This is a genomic window from Kitasatospora sp. NPDC056138 (assembly GCF_042264695.1).
In the GTDB taxonomy this organism is placed as follows: domain Bacteria; phylum Actinomycetota; class Actinomycetes; order Streptomycetales; family Streptomycetaceae; genus Kitasatospora.
The window spans coordinates 50,090-73,864 of sequence record NZ_JBHJVK010000015.1 but is presented as its reverse complement, the minus strand read 5'-3'; the positions used below and the strand labels follow the sequence as shown (position 1 = coordinate 73,864).

14 protein-coding genes are annotated in these 23,775 nt (G+C 73.5%); 11 read left to right on the top strand and 3 right to left on the bottom strand.

Annotated features, from left to right (window positions below):
* Positions 1 to 9: 9 nt before the first annotated feature.
* Both ACFC1R_RS12760 and ACFC1R_RS12755 read left to right on the top strand, forming a co-directional pair.
* Positions 10 to 177: a hypothetical protein gene (locus ACFC1R_RS12760; RefSeq protein ID WP_375937137.1), complete on the top strand. Its 168-nt coding sequence runs from the start codon at positions 10 to 12 to the stop codon at positions 175 to 177.
* 149 nt (positions 178 to 326) lie between these two features.
* Complete coding sequence (locus ACFC1R_RS12755) at positions 327 to 1,400, top strand: ADP-ribosylglycohydrolase family protein (RefSeq protein ID WP_375937134.1); 1,074 nt, start codon at positions 327 to 329, stop codon at positions 1,398 to 1,400.
* Between the two features lie 111 nt (positions 1,401 to 1,511).
* On the opposite strand, the gene ACFC1R_RS12750 is transcribed toward ACFC1R_RS12755, so the two are convergent.
* Genes ACFC1R_RS12750 through ACFC1R_RS12740 form a run of 3 tightly spaced genes read right to left on the bottom strand, consistent with a single transcriptional unit; the run spans position 1,512 to position 4,257 of the window.
* Positions 1,512 to 1,703, bottom strand: coding sequence for a ferredoxin (locus ACFC1R_RS12750; protein ID WP_375937131.1), 192 nt, complete (start codon positions 1,701 to 1,703; stop codon positions 1,512 to 1,514).
* A 41-nt stretch (positions 1,704 to 1,744) separates the two neighbouring features.
* Positions 1,745 to 2,977, bottom strand: coding sequence for a cytochrome P450 (locus ACFC1R_RS12745; protein ID WP_375937128.1), 1,233 nt, complete (start codon positions 2,975 to 2,977; stop codon positions 1,745 to 1,747).
* Positions 2,978 to 3,027: 50 nt separating this feature from the next.
* The gene (locus ACFC1R_RS12740; protein ID WP_375937125.1) at positions 3,028 to 4,257 is read right to left on the bottom strand and encodes a cytochrome P450; all 1,230 of its coding nucleotides are present in this window, start codon (positions 4,255 to 4,257) and stop codon (positions 3,028 to 3,030) included.
* A 329-nt stretch (positions 4,258 to 4,586) separates the two neighbouring features.
* On the opposite strand from ACFC1R_RS12740, the gene ACFC1R_RS12735 reads away from it, so the two are divergent.
* From ACFC1R_RS12735 to ACFC1R_RS12695, 9 genes are all read left to right on the top strand, one after another.
* A complete protein-coding gene (locus tag ACFC1R_RS12735; protein WP_375937123.1) occupies positions 4,587 to 5,525 on the top strand; it encodes a proline iminopeptidase-family hydrolase in 939 nt (312 codons plus the stop codon).
* The gene (locus ACFC1R_RS12730; RefSeq protein ID WP_375937120.1) at positions 5,522 to 6,457 is read left to right on the top strand and encodes an ACP S-malonyltransferase; all 936 of its coding nucleotides are present in this window, start codon (positions 5,522 to 5,524) and stop codon (positions 6,455 to 6,457) included. Before ACFC1R_RS12735 ends, ACFC1R_RS12730 begins: the two co-directional genes overlap by 4 nt.
* A 54-nt stretch (positions 6,458 to 6,511) precedes the next feature.
* Complete coding sequence (locus tag ACFC1R_RS12725) at positions 6,512 to 6,763, top strand: phosphopantetheine-binding protein (protein WP_375937117.1); 252 nt, start codon at positions 6,512 to 6,514, stop codon at positions 6,761 to 6,763.
* 30 nt (positions 6,764 to 6,793) lie between these two features.
* A complete protein-coding gene (locus ACFC1R_RS12720; RefSeq protein WP_375937114.1) occupies positions 6,794 to 8,320 on the top strand; it encodes an amino acid adenylation domain-containing protein in 1,527 nt (508 codons plus the stop codon).
* Between the two features lie 31 nt (positions 8,321 to 8,351).
* A complete protein-coding gene (locus tag ACFC1R_RS12715; RefSeq protein ID WP_375937111.1) occupies positions 8,352 to 9,896 on the top strand; it encodes an AMP-binding protein in 1,545 nt (514 codons plus the stop codon).
* On the top strand, positions 9,893 to 11,131 hold the full coding sequence (locus ACFC1R_RS12710) for a type III PLP-dependent enzyme (RefSeq protein ID WP_375937108.1): 1,239 nt from the start codon (positions 9,893 to 9,895) through the stop codon (positions 11,129 to 11,131). The genes ACFC1R_RS12715 and ACFC1R_RS12710 overlap by 4 nt, the downstream gene beginning before the upstream one ends.
* On the top strand, positions 11,131 to 11,595 hold the full coding sequence (locus tag ACFC1R_RS12705) for a cobalamin B12-binding domain-containing protein (RefSeq protein ID WP_375937106.1): 465 nt from the start codon (positions 11,131 to 11,133) through the stop codon (positions 11,593 to 11,595). Before ACFC1R_RS12710 ends, ACFC1R_RS12705 begins: the two co-directional genes overlap by 1 nt.
* The gene (locus ACFC1R_RS12700) at positions 11,592 to 12,881 is read left to right on the top strand and encodes a methylaspartate mutase (protein WP_375937103.1); all 1,290 of its coding nucleotides are present in this window, start codon (positions 11,592 to 11,594) and stop codon (positions 12,879 to 12,881) included. Before ACFC1R_RS12705 ends, ACFC1R_RS12700 begins: the two co-directional genes overlap by 4 nt.
* Before the next feature lie 148 nt (positions 12,882 to 13,029).
* The gene (locus ACFC1R_RS12695; RefSeq protein WP_375937100.1) at positions 13,030 to 23,775 is read left to right on the top strand and encodes an SDR family NAD(P)-dependent oxidoreductase; all 10,746 of its coding nucleotides are present in this window, start codon (positions 13,030 to 13,032) and stop codon (positions 23,773 to 23,775) included.

Here is a 23,775-nt window from a genome sequence, read left to right as displayed (position 1 = left end):
AGGTCGGCCGTGGCACTCTTCCTGTTCGTGGTCATCGTGGCCATCGCCCTGGGGATCATCGGGGTGGCCGTCAAGGGCCTGTTCTATCTGCTGGTCATCGGCGTGGTGCTCCTGCTGGCGGACCTGGTCTACGCGGGTGCGCGGCTCGCGCGGGGCCGTCGGCAGCCCGGCCGCTGAGGCCGGCCGGGGTCAGCCGGGGTCAGCCGGGGTCGGTTGGGATTCGCCGAGGCCGGGCCGCCGACGGCCGGATGCGGGTCGTCGGCGGGGCGGGGCGTCGGGGCATCGGGGCCGAGTACGGCCGGGAGGGCGTCTGGGAAGATCTTCGTATGACTGACCTCGCACAGTTCGCCGACCGGGTACGCGGTTCGCTGCTCGGCGGTGCGGTAGGGGACGCCCTCGGGTGGCCCGTCGAGTTCCTCCGGCTGGACCAGATCCGGGACCGTTTCGGCCCGCACGGCCTGGCCGGGTTCCCCGTCGACCGGCCCGTCGAGGTCACCGACGACACCCAGATGACGCTGTTCACGGCCGAGGGTCTGCTGCGCTGCCCGCCCGGCGCCCATCTCGCGCCGGTGATGTGCGAGGCCTACCAGCGCTGGATGCTGACGCAGCGTCTGTCGAAGCCGGAGGCCGCGCCGGACGGCTGGCTGCTGGCCCAGCCCTTCCTGTACGCGAGCCGGGCGCCCGGCAACGCGTGCATGAGCGGTCTCGCCGACCAGCGCAGCAGCTTCAAGACTCCGGTGGAGTTCGGCAGGGTCGGCCCGGTCAACTCCAACTCCAAGGGCTGCGGCACCGTGATGCGCTCGGCGCCGTTCGGTCTGGCCCGGTTCGGTCCGGATCACTCCTTCGAACTGGCCGCCACCTGCGCCCAGTTGACACACGGCCACCCCACCGGCTACCTCGCGGCCGGCGCCTTCGCCGCCCTGGTCGACCGGGTGGCGACCGGCACCGAGCTGCGCCGGGCGCTCCAGGAGACCATCGCCCAGGTCGAGGCCAAGCCCGGTGGCGCCGAGACCGTGACGGCCCTGCGGCGGGCGGTCGCGGTGGCCGACGGCGGCCCGGCGACCCCGGAGGGGGTCGAGCAGGTCGGCCTCGGCTGGATCGCCGAGGAGTGCCTGGCGATCGCCGTCTACTGCGCCCTGCACGCGGCCGGGACCGGCGACGTCCGCCAGGCCCTGCTGCTCTCGGTCAACCACTCCGGCGACTCGGACTCCACCGGCGCCGTCTGCGGCAACCTGCTCGGCGCCGCCTTCGGGCTGGCCGCCCTTCCGCCCGAGTGGGCCGCCACGGTGGAGGGCCGGGACACCGTGCTCCAGGTCGCCGACGACCTGGTGGCCAACTTCGTCCAGGGCGAGCGCGGCCGCCTGGGCGACCGCTACCCGCAGGACGTCCGCACCGGCTGACGGGCCGGCCCCGGGCGGGCCGGCGACCCGGCGGCCCGCCCGGCGGGACGGGGGAACCGCTGCGCCCCGCCGGACGCAGGGGTGTCCGGTGGGGCACAGCGGTTCCGGGGGTTATTCGGAGAGCTGGATGAGCCGGACCGGGCACAGCGAGGCCGACTGGCGGACCACGGCGTGCAGGTCCTCGGGCGGCTCGTCCTGGAGCAGCATCACGATGCCGTCGTCGTCCTGGTCGAAGACGTCGGGGGCGAGCATGACGCACTGGCCGGCCGACACGCACCGGTCGGAGTCGATGCTGACACGCATGGTGGCGAACCTCCGTTCGGGTGTTTCGGGAATCGGACCGGTCACCAGGTGACGGGCAGTTCGTAGATGCCGTAGACCATGGCGTCGTCCTTGAACCTCAACTCGCTCAGCGGGGCGGCGAGCCTGAGGCCGGGGATGCGCCTGAAGAGGGTGCCGTAGACGATTTCGAGCTCGATCCGGCCGAGGTTCTGGCCGATGCACTGGTGGATGCCGTAGCCGAAGGCGAGGTGGCTGCGGGCGTCCTCGCGGCGGATGTCGAGGGTGTCGGCGTCGGGGAAGACGCTCTCGTCGTGGTTGGCGGAGTTGTTGAGCGGGAGGATGCCCTCGCCGGCCCGGATGGTGGTGCCGCCGATCTCGATGTCCTCCAGCGCGACCCGGGCGGTGCCGGAGTCGGAGATGCTGAAGAAGCGCAGCAGCTCCTCCACCGCGCCCGGCAGCAGCGTCGGGTCGGCCTTGACGGCGGCGAGCTGCTCCGGGTGCTCCAGCAGGCCCAGGACGCCGAGCGAGATCATGTTGGCGGTGGTCTCGTGACCGCCGACGAGCATCAGCCGGGCCATGGTCACGATGTCGGTGTGGTCGGCGATCGGCTCCGCGCGGTTCTTCTCGATGAACCGGCTGATCAGGTCGTCGCCCGGCTCGTTCTCCTTGGCGGTGATCAGCTTGTCCAGGTAGGTGTCCAGGCCGACGACGGCCGCGCCGTACTCCTCCGGGCTGATGTCGTGGTTCATCATCAGCGCCGACCACTCCTCGAACTGCGCGTGGTCCTCGTAGGGCACGCCGAGCAGTTCGCAGATCACCAGCGAGGGCACCGGCAGCGCGAGCGCGGTCACCAGGTCCACCGGCCCGCCCTTGGCGAGCATCGCGTCGATCCGGGCGTCCACGATCTCCTGGATCCGGGGCCGGATCGCCCGCATCCGCCGGGCGGTGAACTCGGGGATCAGCATGCGGCGCTGCGCGGTGTGGTCCGGCGGGTCCATCGAGAGCAGCATGAGGCGGACCTCTTGCAGCATCTCCTCGGGGATGTGGAACTGGTGCGGGTAGCCGGGCAGCTTGAGGTTGGAGCTCACCCGGGAGTCGCCGAGGACCGCCCTGACGTGCTCGTACGTGGTGACCAGCCAGGCCGGCCTGCCGTTGACCTTGAGGCTCGCACGGGAGACCGGCTCGCTCTCGCGGAGCTTGGCGTACTCTTCGGGCGGGCTGAACGGACAGGTGCGGGTCATCGGGAAGGTCGGGAGCTGCGCCGCCGGCTGGTCCTGATCGGCAGTCTGGGTCATGGTGCCCTCTCGGACTCGGACTCGGGGTCGAATGGTGGGACGTGCCTCGGTCACCAGGTGACGGGAAGTTCGTAGATGCCGTAGACGATGGCGTCGTCCTTGAACCTCAACTCGCTGAACTGAGCTGCGAGTTCGAGGTCGGGGATGCGCTTGAAGAGGGTGCCGTAGACGATTTCGAGCTCGATCCGGGCGAGGTTCTGGCCGATGCACTGGTGGATGCCGTAGCCGAAGGCGAGGTGGCTGCGGGCTTCGCGGTGGATGTCGAGGGTGTCGGCGTCGGGGAAGACGCTCTCGTCGTGGTTGGCGGAGTTGTTGAGCGGGAGGATGCCCTCGCCGGCCCGGATGGTGGTGCCGCCGATCTCGATGTCCTCCAGCGCGACCCGGGCGGTGCCGGAGTCGGAGATGCTGAAGAAGCGCAGCAGCTCCTCCACCGCGCGGGGGAGCAGGGCCGGGTCGGCCTTGACGGCGGCGAGCTGGTCGGGGTGCTCCAGCAGCGCGAGGGTGCCGAGGGCGATCATGTTGGCGGTGGTCTCGTGCCCGGTGACCAGCATCAGCCGGGCCATGCTCACGATGTCGGCGTGCTCGACGGTCGGCTCCGCGCGGTTCTGCGCGACCAGCCTGCTGATCATGTCATCGCCGGGCTCGGTCTCCTTGGCGGTGACCAGCCGGTCGACGTACTGGTCGAGTTCGTAGTGGGCCCGGCCGCGCTCCTCGTCGCTGATGTCGTGGTTCATGATCTGGCCGGCCCAGATCTCGAACTGCGGGTGGTCCTCGTAGGGGACGCCGAGCAGTTCGCAGATCACCAGCGAGGGCACCGGCAGCGCGAGCGCGGTCACCAGGTCCAGCGGGCCGCCCTTGGCGAGCATCGCGTCGATCTGCTGGTCCACGATCTCCTGGATCCGCGGCCGCAGTGCGCGCATCTGGCGGAGGCTGAACTCGGGGGCGAGCAGGCGGCGCTGGACGGTGTGCTCGGGCTGGTCCATCGACAGGAAGGTCAGCGGGACCGCCTGGAGCATCTCCTCGGGCACCGGGACCTGGAGCGGGTAGCCGGGCAGCTTGAGGTTGGCGCTCACCCGGGAGTCGCCGAGCACCTTCTTGACGTGCTCGTACGTGCTCACCAGCCAGGCCGGCTTGCCGTTGACCCTAAGGGCCGCGCGGGAGACCGGCTCGTTCTCGCGGAGCTTGGCGTACTCCTCGGGCGGGCTGAACGGGCAGCTCCGGGCCATCGGGAAGGCCGGAAGCCCGGTGGCCGGGTGGTCCTGATCGGCAGTCTGGGTCATGGTGCCCTCTCGAACTCGTCGAACTCGACTCGAACTCGCATACGTCGTATGCGCGGGCACGCTGACTCGGGGTGCACGGAGCCGCCGTCAGCACGGCGCATTCGACCGCTGTTCGGACGTTAGGCACCCCGATCGCCGGATCACACCCCTGGCGACCCCTAGTCGTCCGGCAGGCCGGAATTTCCGGCCCGGCCGGCCCCCGGGTCGGTCGCAACCCCTGCCGGGCTAGGGGCCGTTAGGGGTCCAGCGGGGCCGTCGCAGCGGGTTAGCGTCGGACCGGATCACGACCCCGTGCACCCCGAACATGTCTGCCGACTGAGGTGGTTACCGTGCCCCTGGACCCCAGCACCAAGGGAACCGTCCCGTTCGGGGAGTACCGGACCTGGTACCGGGTCACCGGCGACCTGCACGCGGGCCGGCCCGCCGTCGTGGTGGTGCACGGCGGCCCCGGCAGCACCCACGACTACCTGCTGTCGATGTCCCGACTCGCCGAGCACGGCTGGCCGGTGGTGCACTACGACCAGCTCGGCAACGGCGGCTCGACGCATCTGCCCGACAAGGGCGCCGACTTCTGGACGGTGGACCTCTTCGCCGCCGAGCTGGAGAACCTGCTCACCGAACTCGGCATCGCCGGGGACTACGTGCTGTTCGGGCAGTCGTGGGGCGGTCTGCTCGCCGCCAGGCACGCGACTGCCGGGCCGGCCGGGCTGCGCGGCCTGGTGGTGGCCAACTCGCCCGCCTCGTACCCGTTGTGGCTCAGCGAGATGGCGGTGCTGCGGGCGCAGCTGCCGCCGGACGTGCAGCAGACCCTGCTGCGGCACGAGGCGGCCGGCACCTTCGACTCGCCCGAGTACCTGGCCGCGATGCGGGTCTTCTACGACCGGCACGTCTGCCGGGTCCTGCCGTGGCCGCGGGACTTCCTGTCCTCGTTCATGGAGATCTACAACGACCCGACCGTCTACTACACGATGAACGGGCCGAACGAGTTCCACGTGATCGGCACCCTGAAGGACTGGTCGATCATCGACGAGCTGGACAGCATCCGGACGCCGACGCTGCTGATCGGGGGCCGGTACGACGAGGCCACCCCGGTGACCATGCAGCCCTACTTCGACCGCATCCCCGACGTGCGCTGGGAGACCTTCGAGAACTCCAGTCACTGTCCGCACCTGGAGGAACCGGAACGGTTCACCGAGGTGATGGTCACCTTTCTGAAGGACCTGGCAGGGCTCGCGAAGCCCGCAGCGGAAGGGCGTGTCCAGTCATGACGAACAAGACCGCAGTCGTCTTCCCGGGCATGGGCCCGTCCGCCTTCACCGACGTCGGCCGGTTCATGGTGGTGAACCGGCACGCCAGGGAACTGGTCGCGGTCGCCGACGAGGTCCTCGGCTACTCCCTGGTCGACGCGTTCCGGGAGGCCGAGGGCGACTACTCGGAGGCGGCGCAGGTCGCGTTCCTGGTGAACTGCCTGGCCTCCGCCCGCTGGGCGCAGGACAGCCTCGGCATCGAGCCGGCGGCGGTCCTGGGGCCGAGCTTCGGCGAGAAGGCGGCGATCGCCTTCGTCGAGTCCCTGCCGGTGCACGAGGCCGTGCGGATGACCGCCGAGCTGGCGCGCTGCATGGACGAGTACTTCAGCCACGAGCACACCGACATCGTGACGCTCTCCTTCGTCCGCACCCCCGAGGCCAGGCTCTCCGAGATCCTCGCCGACCTGGACGAGCAGGGCGAGTGGCACGACATCTCCTGCTACATCGACGAGGGCTTCTACATGCTCTCGCTGCGCGAGAGCCGCGTCGAGTGGGTACAGCAACGGCTGCGCGCGATCGGCGGGATGTCGCTGTACACCATGCGCCCGCCGCTGCACTCGCCCGCGTTCGCCGGACTGCGGGACAAGGCCGAGCGCGAGGTGCTGTCCACGCTGGAGTTCACCGACCCGAAGCTGCCGGTGGTGGCCGACCAGGACGGCGCGCTGCTGACCTCGGCCGACGGCATCCGCACCATGCTGCTGGACAGCATCGTCCGCCCGCTGCGCTGGCCGGACGCGGTGGCCGGGCTCAAGCGGTTCGGCGTCCAGCGGGTCTGCGTCGCGGGACCGGACAGCCTGTTCGGCCGAGTCCCCTGCACGACGAGCAACTTCGAGGTCATCCCGGCCAACCCGCGGCTTGCGATGGCGCCCCGGCGCCGGTCCGCCGCCGCCTGAGCACCCGGCGCCGACCCCTGCGCCGTCCGAGCACACCCGACGAATGGAGTCATCATGTGGGACGAGACGTTCGAAGAGACCCTGCGCAAGTTCCTCCCCTTCCTGCCCCCGGGCGAGCGGCTGGAGGACGACACCCGGCTGCGTGAGCTCGGGCTGGACTCGCTCGGCACGATCGAGCTGCTGGGAACCCTGGAGAACGCCTACGACGTGCGGTTCCTCGACGACGCGCTGACCCTCGAGACCTTCGAGACCCCGGGCGTGCTCTGGAAGACCGTGCAGAGCCTGCTGCCGGGCGCCTCGGCCTGACGGGACCGAGGGACACGGAGGGCCACCACGATGGACGACACCGTGGACGTCGCGCTGTCCGGGCGTTTTCTGCGCGGACTCGCCAAGTCGGCGGACCGGCCGGCGCTCTGGGCCGGCGGGATCGAACTGACCTACCGGGAACTGCACGAGCGCGCGCTGCTGCTGGCGGGCTCGCTGCTGGCGGGGCTGCCGTCGCGGCCGACGGCGGTCGGCGTGCTGGCGGGCAAGGGCGCCTCGGCGTACGTGGCGGTCCTGGCCGGGCTGTACACCGGGATCACCATGGTCCCGCTGCAGCCGGCCTTTCCCGCCGCCCGGACCCGGCAGATGATCGAGGCGAGCGGGGTCGGCGCGCTGATCGCCGACGACGACTCGCTGCCGGTGCTCGCCGGGCTCCGGCAGGCCGGTGTCGACCTGCCGGTGCTGTTCCCGCCGGGCGGTCAGCCGATGCCGGCCGTGCCGGTGGACCCGGCCCACGCGCTGTCGGCGCCGGTGCCGGTACGGGGCGAGGACGTCGCCTACGTCCTGTTCACCTCGGGCTCGACCGGGCGGCCCAAGGGCGTCCCGGTCACCCACGCCAACACCCACCACTACTTCGGCCTGCTGGACGAGCGGTACGACTTCGGTCCCGAGGACGTGTTCTCGCAGAACTTCGACCTCAACTTCGACTGCGCGGTGTTCGACCTATTCTGCGCCTGGGGCTCCGGCGGCACGCTGACCGTGCCGCCGCCGCAGGCGTACCGGGACATGCCGGAGTTCGTCGCCGCGAAGGGGCTGACCGTCTGGTTCTCCACCCCCAGTGCGATCGCGCTGGTCCGGCGGATGGGCGGCCTGCGACCCGGCGCCATGCCGTCACTGCGCTGGAGCTTCTTCGCCGGCGAGGCGCTGAGCTGCCAGGACGCCCGGGACTGGCAGGACGCGGCGGCCGGCTCGGTGCTGGAGAACCTGTACGGGCCGACCGAGCTGACGATCACCGTCGCCGCGCACCGGTGGACGGGCGAGGACGGGCTCAACGGCATGGTGCCGATCGGCTCCGTGCACGGCGGCCACCGGGTCCTGCTGCTCGACCGCGCGGGCGAGGAGAGTCAGACCGAGGGCGAACTGTGCATCGCCGGACCCCAGTTGACCGCCGGCTACCTCGACGCCGGCGACGACGAGGGCCGGTTCTTCGAGCGGAACGGCTGGCGCTTCTACCGCACCGGGGACCGGGTCCGGCGGTCGGCCGACGGTGCGCTGGACTACCTGGGCCGGGACGACGCCCAGGTCCAGGTGCACGGGGTGCGGGTGGAGCTCGCGGAGGTGGACGCCGCGGTGCGGACCTGCCCCGGCGTGCAGGACGCGGTCACCGTGGCGGTCGCGGCCGACCGCTCGGTGGAGCTGGTGGTGTTCTACACCGGCGAGGTGGTCCCGCTGGTCCAGCTCGCCCGCGACGTGCGCCGGGTGCTGCCGGTCGCGATCGTCCCGAAGCGGTACCACCACCTCGCCGAGTTCCCGCTCAACTCGAACCGGAAGATCGACCGCAAGCAGCTCGCACTCCAGGCCGCGACGACAACCGATTGAGGGCTCTGATGAAAAGGACTGTGGGGGCGCAGTGAGTCGTAACTCGATACCGGAGGTCCGCTCCGCCGTGCTGGTGCACGAGGTGCTGGACGAGGCGACGGCGGACGCCGCGCCCGGGGCCGTCGCGGTCGCCGACCGGGATGGGCGGTGGACCTACCGGGAGCTCGGCGAGTACAGCCGGGCCGTCGAAGCCTGGCTGGACGCGCGCGGGGTGGGTCCCGGCGACCGGCTGCTGGTGCAACTGCCGAGCACCCGCGAGCTGGTGGCGCTGTTCTACGGGACCGCCCGGCGCGGTGCGGTCCTCGTGCCGGTGAACCCGGGCATGAAGGAGTACCACCTGCGCTCGGTGCTCGCCAACGCCGAACCCCGGCTGGTGGTCGCGGCCGACGCCGCGGTGGCGCGGCTCGGCGACTTCTCGCCGGTCCCGGTGCTCGGCCTGGGCGAGGTCTGGCGCGAGGTGACGGACCTGCACGCCGCCGGCGCGCGGGCCGACGCGGTGGAGGTCACCGCCGACGACGTCGCGGTGCTGGTCTACACCTCCGGCAGCACCGCCGCGCCGAAGGGCGTCATCTGCCCGCACGGCCAGATGGTCTTCGCCTCGAAGGCGATCAACCTCGAACTCGGCTACCGGCCCGACGACGTGGTGTTCTGCCGGTTCCCGATCTCCTGGGACTACGGGCTCTACAAGATCCTGCTGGCCGCGCTCGGCCGCTCGGAACTGGTCCTGGCCGACGGCGACTCGGACCTGGTGCTGCTGAAGCGGATCCGCGAGTCGGGGGCGACCGTGGTGCCGATCGTGCCGTCGCTGGCCGCGATGATCTGCGCGCTGGCCGAGCGTGAACCCCGGCAGCACGAGCCGGGGCGGCCCTCGCGGGTCCGGATGTTCACCAACACCGGTGCCGCGCTGCCGAAGACGACGGTCGACGCGCTGCGCTCGGCGTTCCCCGGGGCCGAGGTGATCCGCCAGTTCGGCCAGACCGAGTGCAAGCGGATCTCCGTGCTGCCGCCGGAGTTCGAGGACCGCAAGCCCACCTCGGTCGGCCGGCCGCTGCCGGGCACCAGGGTGCTCATCCTGGACGAGGCCGGCCACGAGCTGCCCACCGGTGAGAGCGGCGAGATCGTGGTCGAGGGCCCGCACGTGATGCCCGGCTACTGGCGGGCGCCCGAGCTCACCGCGAAGGCCTTCCGGGTGGACCCGGTCAGCGGGCAACGGCGCCTGCACACCGGTGACTTCGGGAGCGTGGACGAGGACGGCTTCCTCTACTACGAGGGCCGCCGGGACGACATGTTCAAGCGCAAGGGCGTGCGGATGAGCACGATCGAGATCGAGGCGGCCGCGATGGACATCCCCGGTGTCCAGGCCGCCGCGGTGCTGCCGCCGACCGAGGACCGCGACCTGGCGGTGTGCGTCGAGGGCGACCTGGCGCCGCACACCGTGCTGCGGGAGCTGTCGCTGCGGCTGGAGCCGGCCAAGGTGCCGGGCCTGTGCCGGGTGGTCGACGAGCTGCCGCTCACCCTGCACGGCAAGCACGAGCGCCGGAAGCTCGCACTACTCTTCGAAGGGACCACCCCGTGATCGGCTACGCCGAGCTCGCCAAGCGTTTCGGCACCCCGTCGTACGTCTACGACCTCGACCGCATCGCCGCCGCCCGGCAGGACCTGTTCTCCGCGCTGCCCGACGAGGTCGAGCTGTTCTACGCGGCGAAGGCGAACCCGCACCCGGAGCTGCTGCGCGAGATGCGCAGCGGCGAGGGCCGGCGCTGCCGGGCCGAGATCAGTTCCACCGGTGAGCTCGCGGCCGTCCTGGCGGCCGGCTTCGACGCGGCGGACATCCTGTACACCGGCCCCGGCAAGACCGAGGGAGAGCTGGCCGAGGCGCTGGCCGCCGGCGTCCGGCTGTTCTCCGTCGAGTCGCCCGGCGACCTGCGCAACGTCGGCGCGGTCGCCACCCGGTTGGGCGTGGTCGCCGACTGCCTGCTGCGGGTGAACAGCGCCAGCGCCAGCGCGACCTCCAGCATCCGGATGACCGGCCTGCCCTCCCAGTTCGGGTTCGACAGCGAGACGCTGCCCGAGCTCAGGGACGAGCTGCTCGACGTGCCCGGGGCCGAGGTGGCGGGCGCGCACTTCTTCCCGCTCAGCAACGCCAAGGACGAGGCGAGCCTGATCGCCGAGTTCCAGCACACCATCGGCCTGGCCGCGCAGCTGCAGGAGCAGCTCGGCGTGCGGTTCCGCTTCGTCGACATCGGCGGCGGCTTCTCGGCGCCCTACGCGGTGACCGGCGAGCGGCCGGTGTACGGCAACCTCCGTGCGGCGCTGGCGGGTTCGCTGGACGAGCACTTCCCCGGCTGGCGCGGCGGCGAGCCGCGGATCGCCTGCGAGTCGGGGCGCTACCTGGTCGGCGACAGCGGCACGCTGATGGTCGGCGTGGTCAACCTCAAGGAGAGCCGCGGCCGCCGATTCGTGATCCTCGACGGCGGCATCAATACCTTCGGCGGGATGTCGGGCCTCGGGCGGATCCTCCCGGTCTCGGTGCGCCCGTACGACGACGGGGTGCCGCACGAGCAGATCGCCAGCCTGGTCGGCCCGCTGTGCACGCCCGGCGACGTGCTCGGGCGGGACGTGGAGCTGCCCGCACTGGCGCCGGGGGACACCGTCAGCATCCCCAACGCCGGCGCCTACGGCCCGACCGCCAGCCTGCTGATGTTCCTCGGCCGGCCGGCCCCGACCGAGATCGTGGTGCGGGGCGAGGAGCTCGTCTCGGTCTCCCGGATCCAGCACGTGCGCGCCTACGAGCACGGCCGGGAGCTGTGATGAGCCTGCCGGCCAAGAAGGAGGCGCCCGCCGTCGCCGACCGGGGGGCGAGTGTCATCGTCGCCGGGGGGACGTCGGACTCGCACACCTGGAACCTGGTCTTCCTGCAGCTGTTGCTGGAGGAGATGGGCTTCGAGGTGGTGAACCTCGGTCCCTGCGTGCCGGCGGAGCTGCTGATCGCCGAGAGCCTGGCCCGCCGGCCGGCCCTGCTGGTGGTGAGCAGCGTCAACGGACACGGCTACCAGGACGGCATCCGGATGATCAGCAAGCTGCGCGAGCGCGCGGAGCTGGCGGCGGTCCCGGCGGTCATCGGCGGGAAGCTGGGGATCTCGGGGGGCCAGAGCGCCGAGCAGCTCGCCGAACTGGTCAACGCCGGCTACGACGCGGTCTTCGACGACGGAGCGGAGGGGATCGCCTCCTTCCAGCGGCTGCTCGACTCGCTCCCGCAACGGGTACTGACGTGATCGGGACGGGGTTCGGGGAGTTCGTCCGCCGGGTCCACCGGGCGGGCGAACTCGTGGTCCAGCCCCGGATGGGCATGAGCGAGCCGGACCGGATGCGGGCCGGACTGCAGGCGACCAAGGCCGCCGCCGGGCGGACGGTCGGCACCATCACCCTGGACAGCTACACCCGGGTCGGCGACCTGGAGTCGGCCGGCCTCGCCCTGCTGGAAGGGGTGTCGCTCAACGGCTACCCGATCGTCAGCCATGACGTGGCCACCACCGAGCGGGTGCTGGAGGGGATCCGCGGCGACGACTTCCCGGTACAGGTCCGGCACGGTTCGGCCGCCCCGATGGACATCTTCCGGGCACTGATGACGGTGGGTCTCGACGCCTCGGAGGGCGGCCCGGTCTCGTACTGCCTGCCGTACGGGCGGATTCCGCTGCACGAGTCGGTGGACAACTGGTCGCGCTCGTGCGACCTGTTCGTCCGGCTGCGCGAACTGGGCCGGGAGCCGCACCTGGAGACCTTCGGCGGCTGCATGCTCGGCCAGCTCTGCCCGCCGAGCCAGCTGGTGGCGATCAGCGCGCTGGAGGCGCTCTTCTTCTACCAGCACGGCCTGCGCAGCATCTCGGCCAGCTACGCCCAGCAGACGCACCAGCAGCAGGACGTGGAGGCCGTGTTCGCGCTGCGCCGGCTCTGCGCGGAACTGCTGCCGGAGGCGGACTGGCACGTCGTCGTCTACGCGTACATGGGGGTCTACCCCACCACGCCGGAGGGCGCGTACGGGCTGCTCGGCCGGGCGGCCGAACTCGCCGCGTCGACCGGTTCCGAGCGGCTGATCGTGAAGACGGTCGCCGAGTCCGTCCGGATCCCGACGACGGAGGAGAACGTCAGCGCGCTGGAGTACGCGGCGGCGACGGCGGCCGCAACCGGGCGGACCGGCGCCGCGGAGGGCGACTCGCAGACCTACGCGGAGGCCGCGGCGCTGGTCGCGGCCGTGCTGAACCTGGCCCCCGACGTCGGCCGGGCCATGCTGCTGGCGTTCCAGCGCGGGTACCTGGACATCCCCTACTGCCTGCACCCGGACAACCAGGGGCGGACCAGGAGCTACCTCGACGCACAGGGGCGGCTGCGCTGGGCGGACATCGGCAGGCTGCCGCTGGCCGGGGTGGTCGAGGCCGGCGAGTCCCACACCGTCACCTCCGGCGAACTGCTGGAGTCGCTGTCCTACGTCCGCCGGAAGTTCGACTCCGGAGCGGTCTCCGGCGGACCGGGCACCAAGGTGCTCGACCACGGGGCCGGCTGAGGGCGCAGCCGTTCTTCGGCGTCACGGTCCGGCCGGCGCCGCCGCCTCGGGGCACCGCCGCTGCGGGGCGCCGCTGCCTCGGGGCACCGCTGTTCTGAGGCACCGCTGTTCTAAGTAAGAGGTCTCGGCCGAAAGTGGAGATGCGCGGATGAATGAGTCCAGTTCCGATTCAGCACTGGCCCGGCTGCTGGCCGCCGCCGCGCCGTCGGAGCACCGGAGGTTGGTTCTCGACCTCGTACACACCACTGCGGTGGCGGCGCTGAAGGCGGCGCGCCCCGACGCGGCCGAGACATTGGACACCACGCTCCCCTTCACCGAACTGGGCTTCGACTCACTGGCCTCGGTCGACCTGCAGGGCCGCCTCGCCGCGGCGACCGGCCTCGACCTGCCGGTCACGCTGGTCTACGACTGCCCGACGCCCGCCGCGCTGGTCGAGCGGCTGCTCGCCGGAGCGCTCGGTACGGTTGCCGCCGAGCCGGCCCCGGTCTCCCGGGCCAACGCCGCGGACGAGCCGATCGCGATCGTGGGCATCGGCTGCCGGTTCCCGGGCGGCGTGGACTCGCCGGACGACCTGTGGCGGCTGCTGGCCGACGGCGGCGAGGTGCTCTCCGGCTTCCCCGACGACCGCGGCTGGGACCTGGCCGGGATCTTCGACGAGGACCCCGAGGCACCCGGCAAGAGCTATGTCCGCAGCGGCGGGTTCCTCGCCACCGCAACGGAGTTCGACGCCGACTTCTTCGGGATCAGCCCGCGCGAGGCGCTGGCCATGGACCCGCAGCAGCGCCTGGTGCTGGAGACCGCCTGGGAGGCGCTGGAGCACGCCGGGATCGACCCGGCCGGCCTGCGCGGCACCGAGGCCGGGATGTTCTTCGGCGCCGAGGTCCAGGAGTACGGCCCCCGGCTGTACGAGGCCCCCGACGGCCTCGACGCCTACCTGATGACCGGCAACGCGCCGAGCGTCATCTCCGGGCGGGTCGCGTACGTGCTCGGCGCGGTCGGTCCGGCGGTCACGGTCGACACCGCCTGCTCGGCCTCCCTGGTCGCCATCCACCTGGCCTGCCAGTCGCTGCGCGCGGGCGAGTCCTCGATGGCGCTGGCCGGCGGCGTCGCGGTGATGGGCGGCCCGGGCGTGTTCACCGCGTTCAGCCGCCAGCGCGGCCTGGCCCCGGACGGCCGCTGCAAGGCCTTCGCGGCGGCGGCGGACGGTACGGGCTTCGCCGAGGGCGTGGGCGTCCTGGTCCTCATGCGGCTGTCGGAGGCGCGGCGCAACAACCACCGGGTGCTGGCCGTCGTGCGCGGTTCGGCGATCAACCAGGACGGCGCCAGCAACGGACTCACCGCACCGAGCGGCACCTCGCAGCAGCGGCTGATCCGCCAGGCCCTGGCGAACGCGGGCCTGACGGCCGCCGACGTGGACGCGGTCGACGCGCACGGCACCGGCACCACACTCGGCGACCCGATCGAGGCCGGCGCGCTGATCGCGACGTACGGCCAGGCGCGTCCCGAGGGCGCGCCGCTGCTGCTCGGCTCGGCGAAGTCGAACCTGGGCCACACCCAGGGCGCCGCCGGTGTGGCCGGCGTGATCAAGATGGTGCTGAGCATGTGCAACGGCTACCTGCCGAAGACACTGCACGTCGACGCCCCGAGTCCGCACGTCGACTGGTCGGCGGGAGCGGTCGAGCTGCTCACCGAGGGCAGGCCGTGGCCCGAGACCGGGCGGCCGCGCCGGGCCGGGGTGTCGTCCTTCGGGGTCAGCGGCACCAACGCGCACATGCTCCTGGAGCACGTCGCCGACGAGCCCGCCGACACCGACGACGGTGAGCGGCCCGGCGCCGCCGGGACGCTGCCGTTCGTGCTGTCGGCGCGCGGCGAGCAGGCGCTCGGCGACCGGGCGGCGGACCTGCTCCCGCTGCTCGACGCCGGGGTCGAACTCGCCGACCTGGCCTACTCGCTGTCCACCACCCGGGCCGACCTGCCCAACCGTGCCGCGATCGTCGCCGACGACCACGAGGGCCTGCGGGCCGGGCTGGCGGCGATCGCCGCCCAGACCGCCCCCACCGGTCTGGCGGGCCCCGGGAAGCTCGCCTTCCTGTTCACCGGCCAGGGCAGCCAGCGCCTCGCCATGGGGCGCGAACTCGCCGCCGCCTTCCCGGTGTTCGCGGACGCGCTGGAGGACGTCTGCGCCTACCTGGACATGCAGCTCGACCTGCCGCTGGGCGAGGTGCTGTCCGCGCCGGAGGGCTCGCCGCAGGCCGAGCTGCTGCACCGGACCGAGTACGCCCAGCCGGCCCTGTTCGCGATCGAGGTCGCCCTGTTCCGGCTCACCGAGAGCTGGGGCCTGCGGCCCGACTACCTGGCCGGGCACTCCATCGGTGAGCTCGCCGCCGCGCACGTGGCCGGGGTGCTCTCGCTGGAGGACGCCGCGATCCTGGTGGCCGCCCGGGGCCGGCTGATGCAGGCGCTGCCGGAGGGCGGCGCGATGGTCGCGGTGCAGGCGGCCGAGGCCGACGTGGTGCCGCTGCTCACCGGGCGGGTCGCCGTCGCGGCGGTCAACGGGCCCACCTCGGTGGTGCTGTCCGGCGCCGAGGACGAGGTGCTGCGGATCGCCGGGGTGCTGGCCGCGCAGGGGTACCGGACCAAGCGGCTGCGGGTCAGCCACGCCTTCCACTCGCCGCTGATGGAGCCGATGCTGGCGGAGTTCCGCCGGATCGCCCGGGTACTGGACTACGCCAGGCCGAAGATCCCGATCGTGTCCACGGTGACCGGCGAGCTGTGCGCGGACGAGCTGGCCACGGCCGAGTACTGGGTCGGGCACGTCGCCGCGCAGGTGCGCTTCGCGGACGCCGTGCGCGGTCTGGAGACCGCCGGGGTGCGGACCTTCCTGGAGATCGGCCCGGACGGTGTGCTCTGTGCGATGGGCCAGGAGTCCGCCGAGCACCCCGATGCCCTCTTCGCCCCGCTGCTGCGCCGGGAGCGGCCCGAGCCGCACCAGGCCGTCTCGGCGCTGGCCGCGGCGTACACGGCGGGTGTCCCGGTCGACTGGAGCCGCTTCCACGCCGGGCGCGGCGCCCGCCGGATCGACCTGCCGACCTACCCCTTCCAGCGCAGGCGGTTCTGGCTGGAGGCCGGATCGGCCCGCTCGGACGCCTTCGACCTCGGCCAGCTCCCGGCCGCACACCCGCTGCTGGGCGCGGTGGTGGCGGTCGGCGCCGACGGCGTGGTGCTGACCGGGCGCCTCTCCCTGCGGACCCAGCCCTGGCTGGCCGACCACGTCATCTCCGGACGGGTGCTCTTCCCCGGCACCGCGTTCATGGAACTGGCCGTGCGGGCCGCCGACCACGTGGGCGCCGGCACGGTCGAGGAACTGACCCTGGGCGCCCCGCTGGTCCTGCCGCCGGACGGCGCGATGGCGGTGCAGGTCGCGGTGGGTGAGCCGGAGGAGTCCGGGTACCGGCCGTTGACGATCCACTCCAGGCCGGACGGCGCGGACGCCGGACAGTGGACCCTGCACGCCACGGGTGTGCTCGTGCCCGAGGCCGAGCCGCTGCCGGAGCGGCTGGACGCCTGGCCGCCGCAGGGGGCGGAGCCGATCGACCTCACCGGCGTCTACGCCCGGCTGGCGGCCCAGGGCTACGGGTACGGCCCGGCCTTCCAGGGGCTGCGCGCGGCCTGGCGGCACGCCGGTGAGGTGTTCGCCGAGGTCGCCCTGCCCGACGAACTGTCCGCAGAGGCAGCCGGGTTCGGCCTGCACCCGGCGCTGCTCGACGCCGCCCTGCACGCCGCCGACCTGGACGCGGAGCCCGGCGGCGAGGTCCTGGTCCCGTTCGCGTGGACCGGCGTGTCGCTGCACGCGGTCGGCGCGTCCTTCGTGCGGGTGCGGATCTCCCACCCGGGCAAGGACACCCTCGCGCTCCGGTTCGCGGACGCCACCGGCGCCCCGGTGGCCACCGTGCGGGGCCTGCTCTCCCGCCCGGTGCCCGACGCCGAACTGCTGTACACGGTGCGGCAGTCGCCGCTCGGCAGGCCGGCCGAGAACGCGCGGCCCCGGATCGCGGTGCTCGCGGGCGGTCCCGACGAGCTCCCCGACCCGGTGCCCGACGTGGTCGTGCTCCGGGCCGCGCCGGCCGAGGACGAGCCGCCGGTCGCGGCCAGGGCCGCCGCCGGCGAGGTGCTGCGCGTCCTGCAGTCCTGGCTGGCCGACGAGCGCTTCGCCGACTCCCGGCTGGTGGTGGTCACCTCGGCCGCGCTCGCCCAGGCGCCGGTCCGGGGCCTGGTGCGCTCGGCCCAGGCGGAGAACCCCGGACGCTTCGTCCTGCTGGAGCACGAGGGCGTCCCGTCCGACGCCGACCTGAGCGCTGCGCTGGCCACCGGTGAGCCCGAACTCTCCCTGGCCGACGGCGAGTTCAGGGCGCCCCGGCTGGCGGTCCTGCCCTCCGGGGCGGACGCCGCACCCCAGTGGGGCACCGTCCTGATCACCGGTGGCACCGGCGGCCTCGGTGGCCTGCTGGCCCGGCACCTGGTCCGGGAGCACGGCGTGCGCCGGCTGGTCCTGGCCGGCCGCCGCGGCTCGGCACCCGAGCTGCAGGCCGAACTGACCGGACTGGGCGCCGAGGTGGTCGTCGCCGCCTGCGACGTGAGCGACCGCCGGTCGGTGGCCGCACTGCTGGCCGAGCACCCGGTCGACTCGGTGGTGCACGCCGCCGGCTCGGTGCACGACGGGGTGATCGGCTCGCTCACCGACGACCTGCTCGACGAGGTGTTCCGGGCCAAGGTGGACGGTGCCTGGCACCTGCACGAGCTCACCCAAGGCCGGCCGCTGACCGCCTTCGTCCTGTTCTCCTCGCTCGCCGCCGTGCTCGACGGCGCGGGCCAGGGCAACTACGCGGCGGCGAACGCCTTCCTGGACGCACTGGCCGAGCACCGGGCATCCCTCGGCCTGCCCGCCACCGCGCTGGCCTGGGGCCTGTGGACCGGCGGGGCCGGGATGGGCGCCGCGCTCGACGAGGCGACGCTGTCCCGGATCGCCCGGTACGGGCTGCCCGGACTGGGCGCGGAGCAGTCGCTGCGGCTGTTCGACGCCGCCGTCCGCACCGGCGAGGCCCGGGTGGTCCCGGTCGAGCTGGACGCCACCGCCGTCCGCAACCGCTCGGACGGCATCCCCGCGCTGCTCAGCGGCCTGGTGCGGCCGGTCACCCGACGGGCGGTCGCCGCGCGGGAGTCCCGTGGCCTGACGGCCGACGGCGCGCTGGGCGCGCTGCCCGCCGCCGAGCGGGAGCGCGCACTGCTGGAGCTGGTCCGCACCGAGGTGGCGGCGGTCCTGCGGCACGAGGGCTCGGCCGCGATCAGCCCGACCCGGGCGTTCACCGAGATCGGCTTCGACTCGCTCTCCGCCGTGGAACTGCGCAACCGCCTGAACTCCGCGACCGGACTGCGCCTGCCGGCCACCCTGGTGTTCGACTACCCGTCACCGAGGCTGCTCGCCGAACACATCCGCGACACCCTGTTCGGCACCGCGCCCACCGGCCCGTCGGCGCCGACGACGGCGCCCGTGGGAGCGGACGACCCGATCGTGATCGTCGGGATGAGCTGCCGCTACCCCGGTGGCGTCGGTTCGCCCGAGGACCTGTGGCGGCTGGTCGCCGACGGGGTCGACAGCATCGCGGAGTTCCCCGCCGACCGGGGCTGGGACACCGACGCGATCTACGACCCCGAGCCGGGCAAGCCCGGGAAGACGTACTCCCGCGAGGGCGGATTCCTCTACGAGGCAGCCCGGTTCGACGCCGACTTCTTCGGCATCAGCCCGCGTGAGGCGATCGCGATGGACCCGCAGCAGCGCCTGCTGCTGGAGGTCTCCTGGGAGGCGTTCGAGCGGGCCGGCATCGACCCGGCGGCGGTCCGGGGCACCAGCACCGGCGTGTTCGCCGGGGTGATGTACCACGACTACGGCAGCTGGCTCACCGACGCCCCCGAGGACGTCGCCGCCTACCTCGGCAACGGCAACCTCGGCAGCGTGGTCTCCGGACGGGTGGCCTACGCGCTCGGTCTCGAAGGGCCGGCCGTCACGGTGGACACCGCGTGCTCCTCCTCGCTGGTCACCCTGCACCTGGCGGCGCAGGCCCTGCGGGCCGGGGAGTGCTCGCTGGCACTGGCCGGCGGCGTCACGGTGATGTCCACCCCCGACACCTTCATCGACTTCAGCCGCCAGCGCGGCCAGGCCGCCGACGGGCGCTGCAAGTCCTTCGCGGCCGCCGCGGACGGTACCGGCTGGGGCGAGGGCGTCGGTGTCCTGGTGCTGGAGCGGCTGTCGGACGCGCGGCGCAACGGCCACCAGGTGCTGGCCGTCGTGCGGGGCAGCGCGGTCAACCAGGACGGTGCCTCCAACGGGCTGACCGCGCCCAACGGCCCGTCCCAGCAGCGGGTGATCCGGCAGGCGCTGGCCAGTGCCGGCCTCTCGGCGGCCGACGTCGACGCGGTCGAGGCGCACGGCACCGGCACCACGCTGGGCGACCCGATCGAGGCGCAGGCGCTGCTGGCGACCTACGGCCAGGAGCGGCCGGGGGACCGGCCGCTGTGGCTGGGCTCGATCAAGTCGAACATCGGCCACACCCAGGCCGCCGCGGGCGTCGCCGGGGTGATCAAGATGGTGATGGCGATGCGCCACCGGGTGCTCCCGAGGACCCTGCACGTGGACGCGCCGTCCACCCAGGTGGACTGGACGGCCGGCGCGGTCTCGCTGCTCACCGAGGACCGCCCCTGGGAGAGCGGCACCGGCCCGCGCCGGGCCGGGGTGTCCTCGTTCGGCATCAGCGGCACCAACGCGCACGTCATCCTGGAGGAGGCCGACGCCCCCGAGGAGGCCGCGACCGCCGAGGAGCCCGGCCGCCCCGACGAGGCGGCCGGCCACGGACCGGCCCTGGTGGCGCTGCCGGTCTCCGCCCGGAGCCCCGAGGCCCTGGGCGCGCAGGCCGAACGCCTGAAGGCGGTGCCGGACACCCCCCTGGCCGACCTGGGCCTCGCGCTCGCCACCACCCGCAGCGCGCACCGCCACCGCGCGGTGGTGCTGGCCGCCGACCGCGCCGGACTCGACACCGCGCTCACCGCCCTGGCACAGGGGACGGACGCCCCCGGCCTGGTCACCGGCACGGTCGCCGAGGGCGGCCTCGCGTTCCTGTTCTCCGGCCAGGGCTCCCAGCGCCTGGGCATGGGACGCCAGTGGTACGAGACCTTCCCGGTCTACGCCGAGCACTTCGACCGCGCCGCCGCCCACCTGGACGGCGCACTGGAGCGCCCGCTGGCCGAGGTGGTCTTCGGACAGGACGCGGACCTGCTCGCCCGGACCGCCTACACCCAGGCCGCGCTGTTCGCGACCGAGGTGGCGCTGTTCCGGCTGCTGGAGTCGTTCGGGCTGCGCCCGGAGTACCTGGCGGGCCACTCGATCGGCGAGCTCGCCGCCGCGCACGTGAGCGGGGTCTGGTCGCTGGCGGACGCCGCGACGGCGGTGTCCGCCCGCGGCAGGCTGATGCAGGCGCTGCCCGAGGGCGGCGCGATGGTGGCGGTGCAGGCCACCGAGGCCGAGGTGCTGCCGCTGCTGGACGAGCGGATGGGCATCGCGGCGGTCAACGGCCCCCGCGCGGTGGTCGTCTCCGGGGACACCGACGCGGTGCTCGAACTCGCGGCCCGCTTCGAGCGGTCCAAGCGGCTGACGGTGTCGCACGCCTTCCACTCGCCCCGGATGGACGCGATGCTGGCCGAGTTCGGCGAGGTCCTGTCCGAGCTCACCTTCGCCGACCCGGTGATCCCCCTCGTCTCCACCCTGACCGGCCGCCCGGCCGGTGCGGCCGAGCTGTGCACACCCGAGTACTGGGTCCGGCACGTCCGGGAGACGGTGCGCTTCGCGGACGCCGTCGACGCCCTGACGGCCCAGGGCGTCGGCACCTTCCTGGAACTCGGCCCGGACGCCGTGCTGACCGCGCTCGGCCGGGACTGCGTCGCCGACGGCACCGACGCGGCCTTCGTCGCCCTCGCCCGCAGGAACAAGCCCGAGGTGCGGGAACTGCTCGGCGCGCTCGCCCGGGTCCACACCCGGGGCGCCGAACTCGACTGGCCCGCGCTCTACGGCCCGCGCCCCGCACGCCGGGTGGAGCTGCCCACGTACGCCTTCCAGCACCGGCGCTTCTGGCTCGACGTCCCGCCCGCCCGGGGCGACGCGGGCGGGTTCGGCCAAGCGGCGGTGGACCACCCGCTGGTGAGCGCGGAGATCCGGATGGCCGCCTCCGACGACGTGGTGCTGACCGGACGGGTCTCGCTCGCCACCCACCCGGTTCTCGCCGAGCACGCCGTGCTGGGCACGGTCCTGCTGCCGGGAACCGCCCTGGTCGATCTGGCGATCCGGGCCGGGGATCTGCTCGGGCTCCCGGTCCTGGACGAACTGACCCTCCAGGCGCCGCTGCTGCTGCCCGCCAAGGGTGCCGTACAGCTCCAGGTCACCGCCGCCAGGAACGGCGCGGTGCAGATCTTCTCCCGGCCCCAGGACGCGCCCGGCGCCGACTGGACCACCAACGCGACCGGCCTGCTGACCGACCGCGCCGGCACACCGCCGCAGCCGTACACCCAGTGGCCGCCGGCCGACGCGGCCGAGGTCGACGTCACCGGGCTCTACGACCGCATGCGGACCGAGGGCTACGAGTACGGCCCGGTCTTCCGGGGCGTGCGGGCCGCCTGGCGGCGCGGCGACGAGGTCTTCGCCGAGCTCGACCTCCCCGCGTCCGAACGGCCCGAGGCCGCCCGCTTCGGCCTGCACCCCGCGCTGCTCGACGCCGCCCTGCACGTCTCCTCGCTGCTCGACGGGGCGGAGCCGGCCGACGACGGCCGGGTGCTGCTCCCGTTCGCCTGGAACGGCGTCGCGCTGCACTCCGGCGGCGCCTCGGCGGCCCGGGTGCGGCTCGTGCGCCAGGACGCCGACGGCCTGCGGATCGAGCTCTCGGACGGCACCGGGGCACCGATCGCCTCGGTCGACTCGTTCGTGACCCGCCCGGTCGCGGCCCACCAGCTCACCGCGCAGCAGGACTCGCTGTTCACCGTCGAGCTGACGCCCCGACCGGACCTGGCGGCCGACGGCCCCGGCGACCGCCGGTGCGAGCTGCTCGGCACCGACGACCTCGGGCTCGGCCTGCCGACCCGGCCGGACCTGGCCTCGTTCGGCGACGCCGTGCCCGACGTGGTGCTGCTGCCGGTGCCGACGGGCTCCGGCGACCTGCCGGCCGCCGTCAGGTCCGTGCTGCACGCCGTGCTCGGCCCGGTCCAGGACTGGCTGGCCGAGGACCGGTACGCCAAGGCGACACTGGTCGTGCTCACCCGGGCCGGGCTGGCCGACGCCGCCGTACGGGGCCTGGTCCGCGCGGCCCAGGCCGAGGACCCGGGCCGGATCGTCCTCGCCGACATCGGCGAAGGACCGCTCGCGCTGCCGGTGCTGGCCGCCGCACTCGACTCGGGCGAACCCGAACTGGTGCTGCGCGACGGCGAGATCCGGGTACCGCGGCTGACCAGGGTGCGGCAGCCGGAGCCGGACGGCGCCGACCGGGACTGGGGCACCGTACTGATCACCGGCGGTACCGGCGGTCTGGGCGCGCTGGTCGCCCGGCACCTGGTGACCGCGCACGGCGTCCGCCGGCTGGTGCTGGCCGGCCGCCGGGGCCCGCAGGCCCCCGGGGCGACGGCGCTGCAGGCCGAACTGGCCGGGCTCGGCGCCCACGCCGAACTGGTCGCCTGCGACGTCGCCGACCGGGCGGCGCTCGCCGCACTGCTCGCCGAGCACCCCATCGGCAGCATCGTGCACACCGCCGGAGTCCTGGACGACGCCCTGATCGGCTCGCTGACCCCGGAGCGGATCGACACGGTGCTGCGGCCCAAGGCCGACGCCGCCTGGCACCTGCACGAGCTGACCCTGGATCAGGAGATCGCGCGGTTCGTGCTGTTCTCCTCGGCGGCGGGCACGCTGGACGCCACCGGACAGGGCAACTACGCGGCCGCCAACGTCTTCCTGGACGCGCTGGCCGAGCACCGGGCCGCGCTGGGCCTGCCGGCCACCGCGCTGGCCTGGGGCCTGTGGGCCGGCACCGGCGGGATGGGCGGACAGCTCGGCGAGGCCGACCTGCTGCGCATCGAACGCTCCGGCATCGGCGCGCTCGATCCGGCCGAGGGGCTGGCGCTGTTCGACGCCGCGCTGCGCGCCGGGCACCCGACCCTGGTGCCGGCCAGGCTGGACCTGGCGGCGCTGCGCGAGCGCGGCGACGGCGTCCCCGCGGTGCTGCGCGGGCTGGTCCGGCCGGCGGTCCGCCGCGAGGCGCGCGGCGCCGCCGACAGCGCGCCGGCGTCGCTGGCCCGGCGGCTGGGCACGCTCCCCGCCGCCGACCGCGACCACGTGGTGCTGGACGCGGTCCGGGCGGAGGTCGCCGCCGTGCTCGGTCACGACGGGGTGGCCTCGGTCGAACCCCGGCGCGCCTTCTCCGAGTTGGGCTTCGACTCGCTCGCGGCGGTGGAGCTGCGCAACAGGCTGAACGCGGTGAGCGGGCTGCGCCTGCCGTCCACGCTGATCTTCGACTACGCCACCCCGGCGGCCCTGGCCGCCTTCCTGCTGGCCAAGCTGCTGCCGCAGCAGACCGAGGCACCGGCCGAGGAGGCGGACGACTCCCGGCTGCAGGACCTGCTGGCCGCGATCCCGGTGGCCCGGATCCGGGAGGCCGGCCTGCTGGACCGCCTGCTGAAGCTGTCCGAACCGAAGCCGTCCCAACCAAGTGCACCGACCGAGCCCGCGGGCGACCGGACCACGGCGATCAAGAGCATGGACATCGCCGACCTCATCCGCACCGCGCTCGACCGCAGCGACGCCAAGTAA